This is a genomic window from Arthrobacter sp. efr-133-TYG-118, assembly GCF_030209755.1.
GTDB lineage: Bacteria > Actinomycetota > Actinomycetes > Actinomycetales > Micrococcaceae > Arthrobacter.
Genome location: NZ_JARVRH010000010.1, coordinates 51,236 through 67,687, shown reverse-complemented (window position 1 = coordinate 67,687; position 16,452 = coordinate 51,236). Strand labels below are relative to the sequence as shown.

Below are 16,452 nucleotides of genomic sequence, written 5' to 3'. Positions count from 1 at the left end.
GCAAGCAAGGAGCACTTACATGGCTACCGTTAACCGAACAATCGACGTAGAAGTTCCCGTTTCCGTGGCTTACAACCAATGGACCCAATTCGAGTCTTTCCCGGAATTCATGAAGGGTGTGGAAGCGGTCGAACAAATCGACGAGACCGCCCTGCATTTTTCAACCAACGTCGGCGGCGTCAAACGCGACTTCAACGCCCAAATCCTTGAGCAGGTCCCGGATTCACTGGTCAGCTGGGCCAGCTTTGACGGACCGAGGAACGCGGGCGCCGTAAGCTTCGAACCGCTTGGCGCGGACCGTACGCGCGTGAGTGTGGAGATCGAATGGGAGCCGGAGAGCTTTGCCGAAAAGGCCGGCTCGCTGGTGGGCATCGACGATCTGCGGGTTTCAGCCGACCTCGACAAGTTCAAGAAATTCATCGAAGAGCGCGGCTACGAGACCGGCGGCTGGCGAGGCTCCGTGGCCGCCGGCGATGTCGACGACTCAGGGCCAGCAGCCTCCCCTGCCCCTGCCACTTCGGAGCTGCCCGCCGTCGATCCTGACTTGACGGCCCCAGCGGCTACGGAGGCGGCCGGCGGCGGTGATGCGACTCGCGTCGGCCAGTACACCGAGGGCGACTACGGCACGGAGCACGTCTCGGATCTCCCCGCCGAGCGGGTTGAAGGCGACTACACCACGGAAGCCCGCCCAGACTTGATTGACGATTCGAGGAGTAAACAATGAGCGAGTTCCCTCCCGATCCGACCCGGGACCCTGACGCCGACCCCACCCGAGAGCCTGGGCCAAGCCCGACGCCGGAGCCGGTGCCGTTGCCGGAGCCCGGACCGACACCTGTGCCGACCCCTGGCCCGGAGCCCGGACCCAGGCCGCGCCCAGGAACCCCCGAACCGGTTCCACTGCCCGAGCCGGGACCTTCCCCGGTCCCCGAACCGGGCCCGGACGTTCCCTCCCCGCCTTCGCGGCCCTTCGAAGAGCCGCCCCTCACGATCTTGTAGGCCCGACACGCGGGTCAGGCCGTCCGCTCGGAGCGTATGAAAGGCAATAGAGATGTCGAAAGATCCAGAAATGCGGGCTGCGCCGACGCAAGCCGAGGAAGCGGATTCCGTCCGGGCCCTGGCGACGCAATTGCGTGTGGATTCCATCAGGTGCAGTACCAACGCCGGCTCGGGTCATCCCACGTCGTCGTTGTCAGCCGCGGATCTCATGGCGGTCCTCCTCACGCGGCATCTTCGCTACGACTGGGAACGACCGTCGTTGCCCAACAACGACCACCTCATTTTCTCAAAGGGACATGCTTCGCCGCTGCTGTACTCCATGTATCGGGCCGTGGGCGTCGTCGAGGAAGATGAGCTGCTAAACACCTACCGTCAGTTCGGTGCCCGGCTTCAGGGCCACCCGACCCCGGTTCTGCCTTGGGTCGATGTGGCTACCGGTTCGCTGGGACAGGGGCTGCCGGTCGCCGTCGGGGTAAGCCTCGCAGGGCGTTACCTGGACAAGCTGCCCTTCCATACCTGGGTGTTGTGCGGAGACAGCGAACTGGCTGAAGGGTCCATCTGGGAGGCCCTCGACAAGGCGGCTTACTACAAGCTCGGCAACCTCACCGCCGTCGTCGACGTCAACCGGCTTGGCCAGGACGGCCCTACCGAACTTCAGTGGGATATGGAGGCCTACGCCAGGAGGGTTGAGGCTTTCGGGGCACGGGCCAACATCATCGACGGTCATGACCTTGGCCAGATCGACGACGCCCTGAGCCGGGCCCGGAGCGAACCTGACAAGCCGACGGTCATTTTGGCCAAGACGATCAAGGGCAAAGGGGTACCTGAGATCGAAGACCAGAACGGCTGGCATGGCAAAGCCCTCCCGGCGGACATGGCCGAGAAGGCCATAGCGGCCCTTGGAGGGCCAAGCAGTGTCCACGTGACCACCCTTCTTCCGGAATCCGGCACACCAGCAGTCACGCCGAGCGCCGAAGCCGCGGTCACACTGCCACAGTGGAAAGTCGGCGACAAAGTGGCGACCAGGGCCGCCTTCGGTGCCGCCGTCTCCGCGCTTGCGGTCCGCCCCGAAGTGGTGGTCCTGGATGGCGAAGTCGGGAATTCGACCCATGCCGGGGACTTCAAGGAGGTGGCCCCTGAGCGGTATTTCGAAATTTTCATTGCCGAGCAGCAACTCGTCGCCGCCACCATCGGCCTCTCGGTCCGCGGCTACGTGGCTTTCGCCTCAAGTTTCGCGGCTTTCCTGGTTTCGCGGCCATTCGACTTTATCCGCATGGCGGGAGTCTCAGAAGTGAATATCCGGCTCGTCGGCACGCATGCCGGCGTTGAAATCGGGCAGGATGGTCCATCGCAAATGGCATTGGAAGACATTGCCGCCATGCGGGCCGTGCACAGTTCCACCGTGCTCTATCCGGCTGACGCTCCGTCCACAGCTCAGCTCGTGAGCGCCATGGCAGACACGCCCGGAATCTCGTACCTGCGCGCCACCCGTGGAGCCTATCCCGTGATTTACGGGCCGGACGAACAGTTCCCCCTTGGCGGAAGCAAGGTCCACAGAGCCAGCGCCGATGACCAAGTGGCGCTTATCGGCGCGGGCGTCACACTCCACGAATGCCTCGCAGCCGCCGAGCAACTGGCCCAGTCGGGAATCAAAGCCCGCGTCATCGACCTCTACTCCATCAAACCGATCGACGTCGACACCCTGCGCCGGACGTGCCTCGAAACTGATGGCAGGATTGTCGTCGCCGAAGACCACTACGCACAAGGCGGCATAGGCTCGGCCGTCCTCGAAGCCCTCGCGAGTGCCAACACTCCGAAACTCCATCTGGCACTGCTTGCCGTAAGGGAACTGCCGGGTTCCGGCGAACCCAAGGACTTGCTCAATGCCGCGGGTATTTCCGCACGCCACATTGCCGCCGCCGCTCGCGACCTGGTCATGGACTGAGGCCGCAACACCGCGACCGCCAACACCGCACAGCCGAACGCCGCCGTCGCCGGTTGCTGAACTAATCTAGACCCTCGCGGTGCGCGGCATTGCGACCGATCCCCGCCGGATCAGGCGGGCGGAAAATCCAGCTCCGTTGGCCGCGGGCTTCCGGCCCTCGATTTGCCGGATCAGCGCACCGGCAGCGGCCACGCCCATCTCGTACACGGGTTGGGCAATGACGGTCAGCGGGGGGCTGGTCAAGCGTGTCCAGGAAAAGTCGTCATACATCAGGAACGAAATGTCGTCCGGGATTGAGAGGCCCAGCTCCTGGATTGCCTCGACGACGCTGAGTGCTATGAGGCCGTCGGACGCCACAATGGCTGTGGCGGGCTCGGGCGCGAGTAGAAGCCCGCGAGTGATGGTCCGGATGGAATCCGCGTCGCCGGCGTTGAGCCTCACCTGGTCTTCGGAAAAGCTCAGTCCGCTTTCCGTGAAGGCGCGCTGCATGCCCTCCAAACGTTCGGAGATCTGCGAGGAGTCCAACACCATTCCGGTCCGGTACGGGGTTTCCGTTTTGAGGGTGGAGATGAACGCGATCCGGCGGTGGCCGGCCTGGAGGAGATACCGCGTGGATTCGAAGGAAATCTCGGCCATGCTCACTGCGATGGTCTCCACATCCAGCCCCTCGGCCTTCCGGTCGAGGAGCACCAATGGCCGTCCGGATTCGTGAACGTGCTGTAAATGTTCTGTTTCAATAGACGACGCAGGGGCGACGATCAGTCCGTCCACCCGCTTGTCGAGCAAGACGCGGACCGCCTCGATCTCTGCACTGACTTCCTCGTCGGTGTTGATCAGGATGACGTTGTAGCCGCTCTTTTTGGCAGTGTCCGTAATGCCCCTCGTCGCCAGTCCGAAGTGCGGGTTTTCGATGTCGCCCACGACGACCCCGATCGTGTTGGATTTCCCCGTGTTCATGCTGCGCGCCAGCTCGTTGGGCCGATAGGAAAGCTCCTCCGCCGCCGCAAGAACGCGCCCCCGCACTTCTTCGCTCACCGCCCCGTAATTTCCCAGGGCCCGCGCGGCCTGGGCTTTGGACACCTGTGCCGCTTTCGCGACGTCGGCAACGGTAATCTCTCGCCGCCTCGAACTGTTGCTGCTCATAGATGCCTTTCGAAGGGGCCTTGACGGCCCGTGTGGTTTGGGTTACATTTTTCGCAACCCCTTGTGAGTCCGGTCTCAATCCTAGCCACTGAGACCGGACTCAACAAGAGGAATCCCGAAAGGCTTCAAGGCCGCTTACCGCTTCTCATGATTGGAAATTTGCTGTGACTAAACGACTGAACTTCCGCCCAGGGGTGATCGTCGCGGCTGCTGTCGCAGCCCTCCTGGCACTGAGCGGGTGTGGCGGGTCGACCCCTGCCTCGTCGTCGACCGCTGGAAACCCTTATGGCCTCATCGAACCCGCCACGATCCGCGTGGCCAGCCTGGGAGATGCGAAGCCCTACACGTTCACGGACGCCACCGGAAACTTCACCGGTTTCGACGTCGAACTGTTCAAGGATGTCGCGCACCGCGCAGGAGTGGACAAGGTCGTCTTCACCGGACAGGACTTCTCGGCGATCCTGCCGGCGGTCGCCAACGGCCAGTTCGACGTCGGGGTCGCGGCCATCGGCATCACGGACAAGCGCAAGCAGACCGTGGACTTCTCCAACGGCTACCTCGCCGGATACCTGACCGTCCTGACGACCAAGACCTCAGGGATCAAGGATGTCGGCGGCCTCGCTGGAAAGCGGCTCGGCGTGGTCCAGGGCACCCTGCAGGAGGCATACGCGGTGAAGAACTTCCCCACCGCAAACCTGGTGCGCTTCCCGGACAACAACTCCGCGATCTCGGCAGTGAACAGCGGTTCGGCTGACGCACACTTCCTTGACTACGAGGCCGCCAAGTCCTACGAACAGCAGTTCGGCCTAGTCAGCGCCGCCGATATTCCCTCCTTCGACGCGCCGGCCGGCTTCGCGCTGGCCAAGGACAAGACCGCGCTCAAAGATGCCCTGAACAAGGGACTGGCCGCGGCGATGGAAGACGGCACCTGGAAGAAGCTCTACCAGAAGTGGTTCCCCGGCTCCCCGATGCCGGAGCAGTACCTGCCCAAGGCTGAGCAAAGCGCCAGCCCGGCCCCCAGCAAGTAGCCCAACCGTCTAGCGGGCGGGCGGTCCACTCGTGGTCCGCCCGCCCCAACAGCCACCTAAGTCTGAGAGCAAACCATGGACTGGTTAAGCACCATCACACGTACATTCTTCGATTTCGGCGCGATGGCCGAGGTCTTGCCGCAACTGATCGGCGTTGGCCTGCTGAACACGCTGATCATTTCGATCTCCGCCACGATCATTGGCGTCGCACTCGGCATGGTAGTTGCCGTCATGGGGATTTCATCCTCCGCCTGGCTGCGAGTCCCTGCCCGCATCTACACCGATCTGTTCAGGGGCCTGCCGGCCATCCTCACCATCCTGCTGATCGGCCAAGGCTTCGCCCGGCTAAGCCAGTCGATCTTCGGCCCGTCCCCCTACCCGCTCGGCATTATCGCGCTGAGCCTTATTGCCAGCGCCTACATCGGTGAGATCTTCCGCGCCGGTATCCAAAGCGTCGACAAAGGCCAGGGCGAGGCGTGCCGTGCCCTGGGCATGAGCTACGCCAAGTCGATGCGGCTCGTGGTAGTGCCGCAAGGCATCCGCCGGGTGCTGCCGGCTCTGGTGAACCAGTTCATCGCCATTGTCAAGGACTCCTCGCTGGTGTATTTCCTCGGCCTGCTGGTCAGCGAGCGCGAGCTCTTCCGGGTGGGCCAGGATGCCGCCGTGCTCTCCGGAAACCTGTCACCGCTGGTCATGGCCGGCGTGTTCTACCTCGTCATCACCGTCCCGCTGACCCACCTCGTGAACTACTTCGACAGCCGCTTCCGCACGGGCCGCCGTCGTCCGAGCGCCCCGAGCAGCGGCCTGAAGGAAGTCACAGAACTCGACGCGGCATCGCCGCTGATCACCGGGAGCAACACATGAGCGCCAGCACGAGCACCAACAACACCGCCGCCGGTGTCCAGACATTCCACGGTTCCAGCCTGGAGCTAAGAAACCTGACCATGGCGTACGGCGACATCGAGGTGCTGCGCAACGTCAGCCTGAACGTTGCGCCCGGCACCACCACGTGCATCATCGGCCCCTCCGGATCCGGCAAGTCGACGCTGCTCCGTGGCGTCAACAGGCTTCACGAACCCAAGAGCGGCGACGTCCTCCTGGCCGGTGAAAGCGCACTCACGGTCAAGCCGGACATCCTGCGCAGCCGCATCGGCATGGTTTTCCAGCACTTCAACCTCTTCCCCGACCACAGCGCCCTCGAGAACGTGGCCCTGGCGCTCTGGAGCGTGAAGGGAATGTCCAAGGCCGCAGCCAGGGAACGTGCCCGCCACAGCCTCGCCGAAGTGGGGCTCGCCGAACGCGCGGACCACCGCCCCCGCGATCTCTCCGGTGGCCAGCAACAGCGCGTCGCCATCGCCCGGGCCCTGGCCATGGAACCCGAGGTCATGCTCTTCGACGAAGCCACGAGCGCACTGGATCCCGAGCTCGTCAAAGGCGTGTTGAACCTCATGGCCGGCCTGGGACGGCGCGGCATGACCATGCTGGTTGTCACCCACGAAATGGGCTTCGCCCGGAAAGTTGCCGACCAGGTGGTCTTCATGGATGAAGGAGAAGTCGTGGAGTCAGGCACCCCTGCCGAACTCTTCGACAACCCCCGCAGCGAACGGCTCCAACGATTCCTCTCGGAAGTGTTGTAATGCCGAACCCTGCCCCCGCACCCATCCGCACGGCCGTCGTCGGATTCGGCGTTTCCGGAATGGTCTTCCATGCGCCCCTGATCGCCGCGGACCCCGGCTACTCCCTCGACGTCATCGTCACGGCTGATCCGCAGCGTGCCGCGGAAGCGGCAAGACTTTACCCCGGCGCGCGGATTGTCCCCACTCCGGAAGCGCTTTTCGCACTGGCCCCGGACCTGGACCTTGTGGTCCTCGGCACTCCCCCGCTTACCCACTTCGATCTCGCCGCGACCGCGATCGCCCACGGTCTCGACGTGGTGGTGGACAAGCCCTTCGTCGCGACGTCCGCTCATGGTGAAGAGCTCATCTCCAGAGCGTCCGACGCCGGTGTGCGGCTGACGGTGTTCCAGAACCGCCGGTGGGACGCCGATTTCCTGACACTGCGGAAGGTCTTGCGGGAAGGTGGCCTGGGTGAGGTCCGAAGCTTCGAATCGCGATTCGAGTGGTGGCGACCCGGAGGCTTCGGCAATTGGCGGGACAGCGCGTCCCTGGCCGAAGGCGGGGGCATCCTCCATGACCTCGGTGCCCATTTGATCGACCAGGCCGTACAGCTTTTCGGTCCGGTTGAAGATTGCTACGGGGAGACCGCAAACCACGGACAATACCCGGCGGGCGCCGATACCGAGGCCTTCGTGTCCCTTCTCCACACCTCGGGAGTGCGGACCAGGCTGTGGATGAACGGCATGGCTGCCCAGGCAGGACCGCGGTTCCACGTCCTGGGTTCGAAGGCCGGCTACACCAAGTGGGGACTGGACAGCCAGGAGGCGGCGCTCGCAGCCGGCCTGTCGCCGTCGGATCCCGCCTATGGCGTTGACCCCGTAAGTTCATGGGGCGTCCTGGGGACTGACGGAGACCGTGAGCCCGTGCCTGCCCACACCGGCGCCTACCCCCGGTTCTATGCCGAACTCGCGGCTGCCATTCGGGGGCATAGACCGTTGCCCGTTGATCCCGCGGAATCACTTGAAACCCTCAAAGTCATCGAAAGAATCCACGCCTTCGCGTAGCAGATCTTTCCAGCTGTGCCATCGTCCGCCCCGCGCGGCCAACAACCAACCCAAAGAAAGGGAGAGCTATGTCCTCCACGCCCCCTACCAAACATGTCGTCGTCATCGGCGGCGGCATCCTTGGAGTCTCCACTGCGGTCCACCTGCTCCGCGAAGGCGCGTCCGTTGTCCTACTGACCGAAAAGGGCCTCGCGAGCGAAGCCAGCGGCCGCTCGCTGTCCTGGCTCAACTCCGCGGGAGAACGGTCCACTCCGTACCACCAGCTGCGCCTCACCGGGGTAGACCGCTACCGCACATTGTTCGCCGCGGATCCCGGCCGTGAATGGCTGCAATTCGGCGGCGGCCTCATGTGGAACGCCGCCGGAGAGCAGGCCGTCACGGAAGCACGCCACGCTTACGAGAAGTCGGTCGGGTACGACTCCAAGCTGCTGACCCCTGAAGAGATTGGATTCGCCACCCCGGGCATCAATGCAAGCGCGGTGCCGGATTGCGCCATTTTCAACCCCGGCGAAGGCTGGGTCAGCCTGCCGGACCTGATCGACTTCCTCATGGAAGAATTCCACGCCCGCGGTGGCCAGCTTGTCCTGAACTGCGGCAAGGCTTCCGTCGCGGTCGACGGCGGCCGTGCCACCGGCGTCGAGACCGTCGCCGGCGAAACCTACCAAGCCGATGCCGTCCTGGTGGCTTGCGGTGCCGCCACCCCTGCCGTCGTCGCACCCCTCGGCGTCGACATCCCCAACGACTCCCCCGTCTCCATGCTCGTGCTCACCAAGCCTGTAGACCACGAGGTGAGGGCCGTCATGAACACCCCCCGTGCAGCCATCCGGCCCAACCCTGGAAACACTTTTGCCCTGGACCACGACTGGTACGAAGAGCACATCACCGAGCACGAGGACGGTTCCTTCAGCATCCCTGATGGCATAGTCCAGGAACTCGCTGACGAAGGGTCCAGACTCATCGCCGGCAACCCCGAGCTCAAACCGGCGTCCTGGAAGATCGGCTACAAGCCCATTCCGGGCGACGGTGAACCGGTGCTCGGCGAACTCGGTCAAGTGCCGGGCTGCTATGTCGCCTTCACGCACTCCGGAGCTACGCTTGGCCTCATCGTAGGCGAACTGCTGGCGGGTGAAATCCTCACAGGAAGCAAACACCCCATGCTCTCCACCTTCCGCCCCGGCAGGTTCTCCTAGCCGACCACGCAGGATGGCTGGCGCCCCAAGGAAAGGTCCAGCCATCCGCAATGCGTTCGCGTCACAAACCGCCGTTTCGAAGCCATATTCATCGTTCTGATCCGCAAGCGATGAACAATCCGGGCGCCCTCATTACTATCTAGAATGGATGGGGGCGAATTCCGGACTCAGCTGGTGCTAGCCGGGATGAAATATCAGGAGCTGGCAATGTCGGAACCTTTGGAGTCTCAAGACCCGCTCGTCGAACCGGAACCGGTTCTGGTTGCCGGGGACGACCGTGACAGCCTGGCGGGCCTGCGTGAGCAAGCGCAGGGCATCATCGACGAAGTCCTCAGCGGAACCGAACCGAGCGGCGAACACCTCAGGGCAAAACTCAGGTCCAGCATTGCCCGACACCCCGGATTCCCGGAACTGGCCCTGCTTGAGCACTTGATGAACCGGGCCAGCGGCAACTGAGCCGCCCGGGGGGTTGCACACGTTTTACACAGGGTTTACTCACGCGGTCTTGTTAGCCTCAACGCAGTCAGCACAGACTGAATATCACGTGAAAGACGATTCACGGTGGTTGTTCAACCAGAGCAGCGGACCAGGAATGCAGTGATGCTCCGTCCCGCTCGTAGTGAAGTCGCTACCGAGCAGGGTCCGCAGACCGGGAGGTAGCAGTGGCCGGCATATTTGAAGTGTTTATTGACGGGGAGTCCTTTTTCAGGTTCCGCATCAAGTCACCTGAAGGGGCGGTCATCGCTGTTTCGACGCCGTTCGAGGACAAGCCCGCGGTTGTCGCCGGCATCGCCGCTGCGCGGGAGTGCGCAGGCATGGGACTGGTTACCGACCTTTGCCCGGCGGCGGTCATACGCGATCCGGCCGCGACCGTTCGTCAGAGCACGGATCCCCACAATGCGGGTACCCAGGTATGTCACGAACCGCGCGAGGCGGTCGATGGATTCCGCGCCCGCGCAAAGGAACTCCGGCGGGCGTCAGCCGCGCCGAGATGGACCGGCGCGGCCTAAGAGGCCGACAACGTCAGGACCGACGGCGCACTGGGGGACTCACCTGGGTCTCAGCAGGCAAGATGCGCCGCCGGCCGTTTTGGTCCAGCCCTAATTCTCCCACCTTTGTCCCGTCGTGACTATCTTCACGATGAGCCTTGGGCCGCAGCTTGGACGGCGTAGTTAGTCAGTCATGCTTGCGCGCTCGACTTGGCTGTACACGCGGCGGTTCACCTGGCATCTTCGGGTAGTCGGGCGGGAACGGCAGCTCGCCGAGCCCGGCGCCGAGGTCGCGTTCCCACCATTGAAGCAGGACGTCGATTTTCCCTGCTTTGGAGTTCATGTCACCCCACGGGTCGCCCACGGATTTCAGCCTTCCGGGCACGGTGAGGATGGTGAAGTTCTTCGGGTCGGCAGTTTCCAGTTCCTCCCAAGTGATTGGACAAGAGACCGGGGCATGGGCGAGCGCCCTCGGGCTGTACGCGCCGGCTATGGTGCGGTCGCGGTTGGCCTGGTTGAAGTCCACGAACACCCGTTCGCCTCGTTCTTCCTTCCACCAAGCCGTGCTGACCTTGTCCGGCATCCGCCGCTCTAGCTCCCGGGCGGCGGCAATCACGGCATGCCGAACGTCCAGGAACTCATGCGAGGCTTCAATCGGAGCGTAGACATGAAGTCCCCGGTTTCCTGAGGTCTTGATAAAGGTGGTCAGCCCGGCCTCCGCAAGTACGTTCTTCAGTTCAAGCGCGGCGGGAATAGCATCGTCGAAATCTGTTCCGGGCTGCGGGTCCAGGTCGATCCGCAACTGGTCGGGGTTGTCCGTGTTTTCGGCGCGTGACGGCCACGGATGGAAGACCACCGTGTTCATCTGGACGGCCCACACGGCCGCGGCTGGCTCGTCGAGGACCAATTGGGGATGCGAGCGCGCACTCGGATAGACCACCTTCACCGACCGGACAAAGTCCGGGGTTCCCTTCGGCGGATTCTTGGAGAAGAACTGTTCTCCGTCGACGTTGTCCGAAAAGCGCTGCAGCGAGACTGGCCGGTCCCCGTTCGCCGCCATGAATGCTTCCCCGACATCAACAATGTAATGCGCGAGGTCCAGCTTGGTCAGGCCCACCTCCGGCCAGAGAACCCTGCCGGGACTGGAGATCCGGATTTCCCGGGAACCGTTCGGCCCGTCAACGGTGAGGGTAGTTGCTTCGGTAGCCATGGGGACAAGCTACCCCAGGGCCACCCTTGGCGTCAGCACTACAGCGGACCGAATGGACCTTGGTCCGGTGGTTCCGGCTCATGGGGACGGGTTCAATACCCTCGCTGAGCCGCCGCCGCGTCTGACCGGCTCGGCGGCCGCGATCATGCGCCCGTTGGGCCTGAACTCGATCGCTGTTGCGGCACCGATCTCGGCCGCCGAAGTGAAAGCGTCACCGGATGGCGTGAACTGGTGGCCATACGGTGTGAGTTGGCTCCCGTATGCCGTGATGAACGCCGGTTCGGCCGTGACCGTTGCCGTGTTCCGTTGAGAGGCGCGCGGTGCAGCGATCGCGTCGGAAATGCTCATGCCCAGGTCCACCCTGTTCAGGATGGTCTGCAGCACCGTGGTGATGATCGTCGATCCGCCGGGTGAGCCGAGAGCGAGGAACGGCCTACCATCCTTGAGGATGATGGTCGGGGACATCGAGGAGCGTGGGCGCTTGCCGGGATCGATCCGGTTGGGGTCGCTCGCGCTGTAGACGGCAGAGAAATCGGTCATCTCGTTGTTGAGCAGGAACCCGCGTCCCGGCACTACGATGCCTGATCCGCCGGTTTGCTCGATGGTGAGCGTGTATTCGACCACGTTCCCCCACTTGTCGGCGACTGTCATGTTGGTCGTCGAGATGTTTTCGGTGTCCTTCTCGTCCGCAAGTGCCGCCGCGGAAGCCGGGCACACGCCGTCGTACGTGGACACATCTCCCGGTGCGACGGGCTTCGTGGCCGCGTGCAAGGGGTCGATCTTGCAGGCGCGCTCCTTGCCGAACAGCGGGTCGGTGAGCGCATCGGTGGGAACGTCAACGAACGCAGGGTCGCCAACATACTTCCCACGGTCCGCGAAAGCGAGTGCGCTCGCCTCGAGGTAGTGGTGCAGGGCAGCTGGCTTGGACATCTCCGAAAGGTTGACGGTGTCCAGGATGTTCAGCGCCTCGCCTACCGTGGTACCCCCGCTGCTCGAGGGCGCCATGCCGTAGACGTCGAGGCCGCGGTAGTCGACGTGGGTGGGCGCTTGGTCCAGGGGCTCGTATGCGGCCAGGTCGGCCGGGGTCATGTGCCCCACTGGGATGGGCAGCTTGGTGGTGTCGGTCTTCGGCGGTGCCTGGACTGTTGCTGCGATCTCAGCGGCGAGTGGACCGCGGTAGAAGGCGCTGGTGCCCTGCTTCGCGAGTAGCCGGTATGTTGCGGCGAGGTCGTGGTTCTGGAAGATGCTGCCGACGGCGGGTGCGTCGCCTCCCGGTAGGTACAGCTTGCTCGTGGAGCTGAACGCCGCGAAGCGGAGCTTGTTGTCGAGTGTTTGTTGACGGAAAGTCGGGTCGACGACGAAGCCTCGGGTCGCGACTTTGATGGCAGGCTGCAGGGCGTCGCCAAGGCTCAAGGTGCCCCAGCGGTCCAGCGCGCGTTGCCAGGTGGCCGCGGTGCCGGGGACGCCCACGGAAACGCCGCTCGTGACGAGCTCGGGCGTGAAGTTGTACGGCTTCCCCGTGGCGGGATCGATGAACGCATTGTGCGGCATCGCAGCCGGAGCGGTCTCGCGCCCGTCGATGGTGCCGATCTTGCCGGTCTTCGCGTTGTAGAACACGAAGTAGCCGCCACCGCCGATCCCGGCACTGTACGGTTCGGTCACGCCCAGCGTCGCGGCGGCGGCGACGGCGGCGTCTGCTGCGTTGCCGCCCTTGCGGAGGACCTCGATGGCTGCGGCGGATGCCTCGGGGTCAACGGTGCTGACCGCGCCGCCATATCCGGTGGCGGTGGCGGTCTTTTCAGTCTGGCGCGTATCGGCGAAGGCGGGGTTTGCGACGGCGCCGCTCGTCACGCTCAGCGCGAGTACTGCCGTCATGGTGGCCAGTCGGAGTTTGCGATGTGACATGGTCGCTCCTCAAAAAGGTGGTGCGAGGTGGGTGGGGCCACCCTACTCCGCGGCTTCGCGACGCTCAACGGGTCCGGGCAACCCGGCAGCCCCAACGACCTTGTGCAAACCATTGACAAACTTGTACAACTCTTTCCATACTTGCAGGACAAGGTTTCAACGAAGCAACTGGAGGACAGATGTCGGCAAAACTCACGGATGTCGCAAAGCTGGCAGGGGTGTCCCTGGCAACGGCGTCGCGGGCATTCGGAGACCCCGGCCGCCTGGCAGCCGAAACGCGGCAGAAGGTCATGGCCGCGGCCGAACAATTGGGTTACGACGTGCCCGGAGTAACTGGCAGCCGGACGTTCGGCGTCATCGTCCCGGACATTTCAAATGCGGTGTTCGCCGCCCTCATCAAGGCCATCCAGGATCAGGCATGGCATGGCCGCCACCGGATGGTCCTCGCTGACACCTCGGAATCCTCCTCGCGGGAACGTGCCCACCTCGAGTCCTTCTCGACAGGCGTGGACGGCATCATCCTTTGCTCGCCCCGCCTGCCTTCCGATCAGATCCACGATCTCGCCGGTGGCGCTCCCCTGGTGGTCATCAATGGCGAGGCCGAGCATGCGTCGCGCGTGCTCATGGAGGCCGGCGAAGGAATCCGCCAAGCCGTCGAGCACCTCTACGCCCTCGGCCACCGCAAGCTCGCGTACATTCCCGGACCCGCGTCCTCATGGGCCAACGGCCAGCGGCGTGCAGCGATCACCCGCTTCTGCGCCGACTGGGGCATCGAACTCGTCACCGTGGGGAACCAGAATGCAACCGTCGACGGCGGACTGGCCGCGGCGGCGTCGGTGGTCGCCAGCGGCGCCACCGCGGTTATTGCATACAACGATCTAGTCGCCATCGGCATGCTTGCCGGCGCCCGGACCCTCGGCTACCACTGCCCGGAGGACATCAGCGTTGTCGGCATCGACGACCTCGACATTGCCGCAGCGGCAGAACCCGGACTCACCTCTGTCCGCGTACCCATTGACCGAAGCGGCGCCCTCAGCCTTGAGCTCCTCCTGGAGCAGATGGCCGGAAAGCCCACCGCAACGGAAGCCGTCCACCTCAGCTCACAACTCATTGTGCGTGGCTCCACTTTTGCTGCGCGCACCGCAGAGCAAGCCCTCCAGGGAAAGTAACCATGAGAATCGTCATCGCAGATCCCAACCTGATGCCCCACCGCTCCACTTTCGAGGCCGCGCTCCCCGAGGGGGCCCTTACCTCCTGGCACGACAGCTGGAGCGAGCATGCAGTACTCACCGACCTCAAAGATGCCGACGTCTACGTCGGGCCACGCTTCACCGAGGCCATGGGCGCGGCCGCCAGCAATCTGCGGCTCGTGCACGTGGGTGGTGCCGGCTACGACGGCATCGACGCCTCCGCGTTGCCCTCCGGTGCGGTCTGCGCGAACACCTTCCACCACGAAAGTTCCATTGCCGAACACATCGCCGCCGTTTTGGTGGCCCTCCGCCGCAACCTGATCGGCCAAGACGCGGCGCTTCGGAGCGGCGTCTGGTCTTCCTCGGTCTACTCCTCCGAGATCCGGCAGCCCGAAACACTCCGCGGTGCCGTGGTGACGTTCCTCGGGTTCGGACACATCGGCAGTGCCGCCTGGGCACTGCTTAAGGCTTTCGGCGCCGAAGGCATCTCCATCACCCGCAGCGGCAGCGTCGACGCGGAAGCGAACTCCCTGCGCTGGGCCGGCACCACCGAGCGGCTTGGCGAAGCACTCAGTGAATCGGACATTCTCGTGGTCAGCATCCCCCTCTCGGAGCAAACCACCGGCATCATCAGCGCGGCTGAACTCGACGACCTTGGCCCGGACGGCTTGCTCGTCAACATTGCCCGCGGGCCCGTCGTCGACGAAGCCGCACTCTACGAAGCCCTGAAAGACCGGCGGATCGCGGGGGCCGCGATCGACGTCTGGTACCAATACCCGGGCCCCGACGGCCGCGGCGAACCATCTGCCCTTCCGTTCGGCCGGCTGGACAACATCATCATGACCCCGCACTCCTCCGGCGTCACCGCAAAGACCTTCCGCAGCCGCGCACTCGAGATCGCCGAAAACATCACCCGCCTTTCCAAAAACGAAACCCTGAAGAATGTAGTGATTTCCCGATGACCCGAAAAATCGTCGACGTCGACGTCCTGGTAACCAGCCCGAGCCGCAACTTCGTCACCCTCAAGATCACCACCGACGACGGCATCGTCGGTTGGGGTGACGCCACCCTCAACGGCCGCGAACTCTCCGTCGCGAGCTACCTCCGCGATCACCTTGCCCCAGCCCTGCTGGGCAGGGACGCAGACCGCATCGAAGACACCTGGCAATACTTTTACAAAGGCGCGTACTGGCGTCGTGGCCCGGTGACCATGGCCGCGATCGGCGCGATCGACCTCGCCCTCTGGGACATCAAGGGCAAGGCCCTCGGTGTTCCGGTCTACCAGCTCCTGGGCGGCGCAGCCCGCGACAAGATCCTCACCTACACGCATGCCACCGGCTGGGACCTGCCGGAACTGCTGGACTCGGTAGACCAGCGCCGCGAACAAGGCTTCCGTGCCGTCCGTGCCCAGTCCGGTGTCCCCGGGCTCGACAAGGTCTACGGCGTCACCAAGGGAGCCGCGAGCTACGAACCCGCCGGACGCGGCGCCGGACCTGTCGAAGAAGACTGGGACACCTCCGCCTACCTGCGCCACGCACCAAAGATCCTCTCCGCAGTGCGTGAGCACGTCGGACCCGAGCTCAAGTTGCTTCACGACGTCCACCACCGCCTCAACCCCACCGAAGCCGCCCGGCTGGCCCGCTCCCTGGAAGACGTGGACCTGTTCTGGCTGGAGGACGTCACCCCCGCGGAGAACCAGCGTCTGCTGCGCACGCTGCGACAGCAGACCACCATTCCGCTGGCTATCGGGGAAGTCTTCAACACCGTCTGGGATGCCGAGTTGCTCATCACTGAACGGCTCATCGACTACATCCGCACCGCCGTCGTGCATGCCGGAGGCATCTCCCACGTCCGCAAGATCCTGGCTCTCGCCGAGGTTTACCAGATCAAGGGCGCACCCCACGGCCCCTCCGACGTCTCCCCCATCAACCTGTCCGCATCACTGCACCTCGGCCTCGCCACCAGCAACTTCGCCATCCAGGAATACATGGGCTACGACCCCCTGGTGTCCGAGGTCTTCCAATCAAGCTTCCGCTTCGAAGACGGCTACCTGCACCCCGGTGACGAGCCTGGCCTGGGTGTCCACGTGGATGAAGACGCGGCAGCCCGGTTCCCCTATACGCAGGCCTACCTACCCATTGCCCGGGAACTCGACGGCTCCATGAAGGACTGGTGA

General features: G+C 64.2%; 15 protein-coding genes. 12 read left to right on the top strand and 3 right to left on the bottom strand.

What is annotated here, in order from left to right; all coding sequences use genetic code 11:
- Positions 1-19 precede the first annotated feature (19 nt).
- Both QRN59_RS09200 and QRN59_RS09195 read left to right on the top strand, forming a co-directional pair.
- On the top strand, positions 20-724 hold the full coding sequence (locus tag QRN59_RS09200; RefSeq protein WP_284982216.1) for an SRPBCC family protein: 705 nt from the start codon (positions 20-22) through the stop codon (positions 722-724).
- 324 nt (positions 725-1,048) lie between these two features.
- The gene (locus QRN59_RS09195) at positions 1,049-2,941 is read left to right on the top strand and encodes a transketolase (protein ID WP_284982215.1); all 1,893 of its coding nucleotides are present in this window, start codon (positions 1,049-1,051) and stop codon (positions 2,939-2,941) included.
- A gap of 66 nt (positions 2,942-3,007) precedes the next feature.
- On the opposite strand, the gene QRN59_RS09190 is transcribed toward QRN59_RS09195, so the two are convergent.
- Positions 3,008-4,084 carry a LacI family DNA-binding transcriptional regulator gene (locus QRN59_RS09190; protein WP_284982214.1) on the bottom strand — a complete coding sequence of 359 codons (1,077 nt, stop codon included), beginning with the start codon at positions 4,082-4,084 and terminating at the stop codon, positions 3,008-3,010.
- A gap of 164 nt (positions 4,085-4,248) precedes the next feature.
- Here QRN59_RS09190 and QRN59_RS09185 point away from each other — a divergent pair, with 164 nt between their 5' ends.
- The 7 genes from QRN59_RS09185 to QRN59_RS09155 all read left to right on the top strand — a co-directional run bounded on the left by QRN59_RS09185 (position 4,249) and on the right by QRN59_RS09155 (position 9,992).
- Positions 4,249-5,112, top strand: a complete 864-nt coding sequence (locus QRN59_RS09185; RefSeq protein WP_284982213.1) for an ABC transporter substrate-binding protein — start codon at positions 4,249-4,251, stop codon at positions 5,110-5,112.
- 75 nt (positions 5,113-5,187) lie between these two features.
- Positions 5,188-5,976 (top strand): amino acid ABC transporter permease, encoded by a 789-nt coding sequence (locus tag QRN59_RS09180; protein ID WP_284982212.1) that lies wholly within the window; start codon positions 5,188-5,190, stop codon positions 5,974-5,976.
- Positions 5,973-6,749 (top strand): amino acid ABC transporter ATP-binding protein, encoded by a 777-nt coding sequence (locus tag QRN59_RS09175; RefSeq protein ID WP_284982211.1) that lies wholly within the window; start codon positions 5,973-5,975, stop codon positions 6,747-6,749. Before QRN59_RS09180 ends, QRN59_RS09175 begins: the two co-directional genes overlap by 4 nt.
- Entirely contained in the window at positions 6,749-7,792 is a 1,044-nt protein-coding gene (locus QRN59_RS09170; RefSeq protein WP_284982210.1) for a Gfo/Idh/MocA family protein, read from the top strand. Before QRN59_RS09175 ends, QRN59_RS09170 begins: the two co-directional genes overlap by 1 nt.
- A gap of 68 nt (positions 7,793-7,860) precedes the next feature.
- Positions 7,861-8,982 (top strand): NAD(P)/FAD-dependent oxidoreductase, encoded by a 1,122-nt coding sequence (locus QRN59_RS09165; RefSeq protein WP_284982209.1) that lies wholly within the window; start codon positions 7,861-7,863, stop codon positions 8,980-8,982.
- Positions 8,983-9,189: 207 nt separating this feature from the next.
- Positions 9,190-9,438, top strand: coding sequence for a hypothetical protein (locus QRN59_RS09160; RefSeq protein ID WP_284982208.1), 249 nt, complete (start codon positions 9,190-9,192; stop codon positions 9,436-9,438).
- Positions 9,439-9,644: 206 nt separating this feature from the next.
- Entirely contained in the window at positions 9,645-9,992 is a 348-nt protein-coding gene (locus tag QRN59_RS09155) for a YegP family protein (protein WP_284982207.1), read from the top strand.
- Between the two features lie 166 nt (positions 9,993-10,158).
- Here QRN59_RS09155 and ligD read toward each other — a convergent pair whose 3' ends face one another.
- Positions 10,159-11,181, bottom strand: a complete 1,023-nt coding sequence (gene ligD, locus QRN59_RS09150) for a non-homologous end-joining DNA ligase (protein ID WP_284982206.1) — start codon at positions 11,179-11,181, stop codon at positions 10,159-10,161.
- 78 nt (positions 11,182-11,259) lie between these two features.
- A complete protein-coding gene (gene ggt / locus QRN59_RS09145; protein ID WP_284982205.1) occupies positions 11,260-13,086 on the bottom strand; it encodes a gamma-glutamyltransferase in 1,827 nt (608 codons plus the stop codon).
- Between the two features lie 179 nt (positions 13,087-13,265).
- On the opposite strand from ggt, the gene QRN59_RS09140 reads away from it, so the two are divergent.
- Genes QRN59_RS09140 through manD form a run of 3 tightly spaced genes read left to right on the top strand, consistent with a single transcriptional unit; the run spans position 13,266 to position 16,452 of the window.
- Positions 13,266-14,255, top strand: coding sequence for a LacI family DNA-binding transcriptional regulator (locus QRN59_RS09140; RefSeq protein ID WP_284982204.1), 990 nt, complete (start codon positions 13,266-13,268; stop codon positions 14,253-14,255).
- Positions 14,256-14,257: 2 nt separating this feature from the next.
- Positions 14,258-15,238 (top strand): 2-hydroxyacid dehydrogenase, encoded by a 981-nt coding sequence (locus tag QRN59_RS09135; protein ID WP_284982203.1) that lies wholly within the window; start codon positions 14,258-14,260, stop codon positions 15,236-15,238.
- Positions 15,235-16,452, top strand: coding sequence for a D-mannonate dehydratase ManD (manD, locus tag QRN59_RS09130; protein ID WP_284982202.1), 1,218 nt, complete (start codon positions 15,235-15,237; stop codon positions 16,450-16,452). The genes QRN59_RS09135 and manD overlap by 4 nt, the downstream gene beginning before the upstream one ends.

Coding starts and splice junctions, on each gene's coding strand:
- ligD (WP_284982206.1), bottom strand. CDS start 11,181: ATGGCTACCGAAGCAACTACCCTCACCGTTGACGGGCCGAACGGTTCC.
- QRN59_RS09135 (WP_284982203.1), top strand. CDS start 14,258: ATGAGAATCGTCATCGCAGATCCCAACCTGATGCCCCACCGCTCCACT.
- QRN59_RS09160 (WP_284982208.1), top strand. CDS start 9,190: ATGTCGGAACCTTTGGAGTCTCAAGACCCGCTCGTCGAACCGGAACCG.
- QRN59_RS09195 (WP_284982215.1), top strand. CDS start 1,049: ATGTCGAAAGATCCAGAAATGCGGGCTGCGCCGACGCAAGCCGAGGAA.
- QRN59_RS09180 (WP_284982212.1), top strand. CDS start 5,188: ATGGACTGGTTAAGCACCATCACACGTACATTCTTCGATTTCGGCGCG.
- ggt (WP_284982205.1), bottom strand. CDS start 13,086: ATGTCACATCGCAAACTCCGACTGGCCACCATGACGGCAGTACTCGCG.
- QRN59_RS09170 (WP_284982210.1), top strand. CDS start 6,749: ATGCCGAACCCTGCCCCCGCACCCATCCGCACGGCCGTCGTCGGATTC.
- manD (WP_284982202.1), top strand. CDS start 15,235: ATGACCCGAAAAATCGTCGACGTCGACGTCCTGGTAACCAGCCCGAGC.
- QRN59_RS09200 (WP_284982216.1), top strand. CDS start 20: ATGGCTACCGTTAACCGAACAATCGACGTAGAAGTTCCCGTTTCCGTG.
- QRN59_RS09165 (WP_284982209.1), top strand. CDS start 7,861: ATGTCCTCCACGCCCCCTACCAAACATGTCGTCGTCATCGGCGGCGGC.
- QRN59_RS09175 (WP_284982211.1), top strand. CDS start 5,973: ATGAGCGCCAGCACGAGCACCAACAACACCGCCGCCGGTGTCCAGACA.
- QRN59_RS09140 (WP_284982204.1), top strand. CDS start 13,266: ATGTCGGCAAAACTCACGGATGTCGCAAAGCTGGCAGGGGTGTCCCTG.
- QRN59_RS09190 (WP_284982214.1), bottom strand. CDS start 4,084: ATGAGCAGCAACAGTTCGAGGCGGCGAGAGATTACCGTTGCCGACGTC.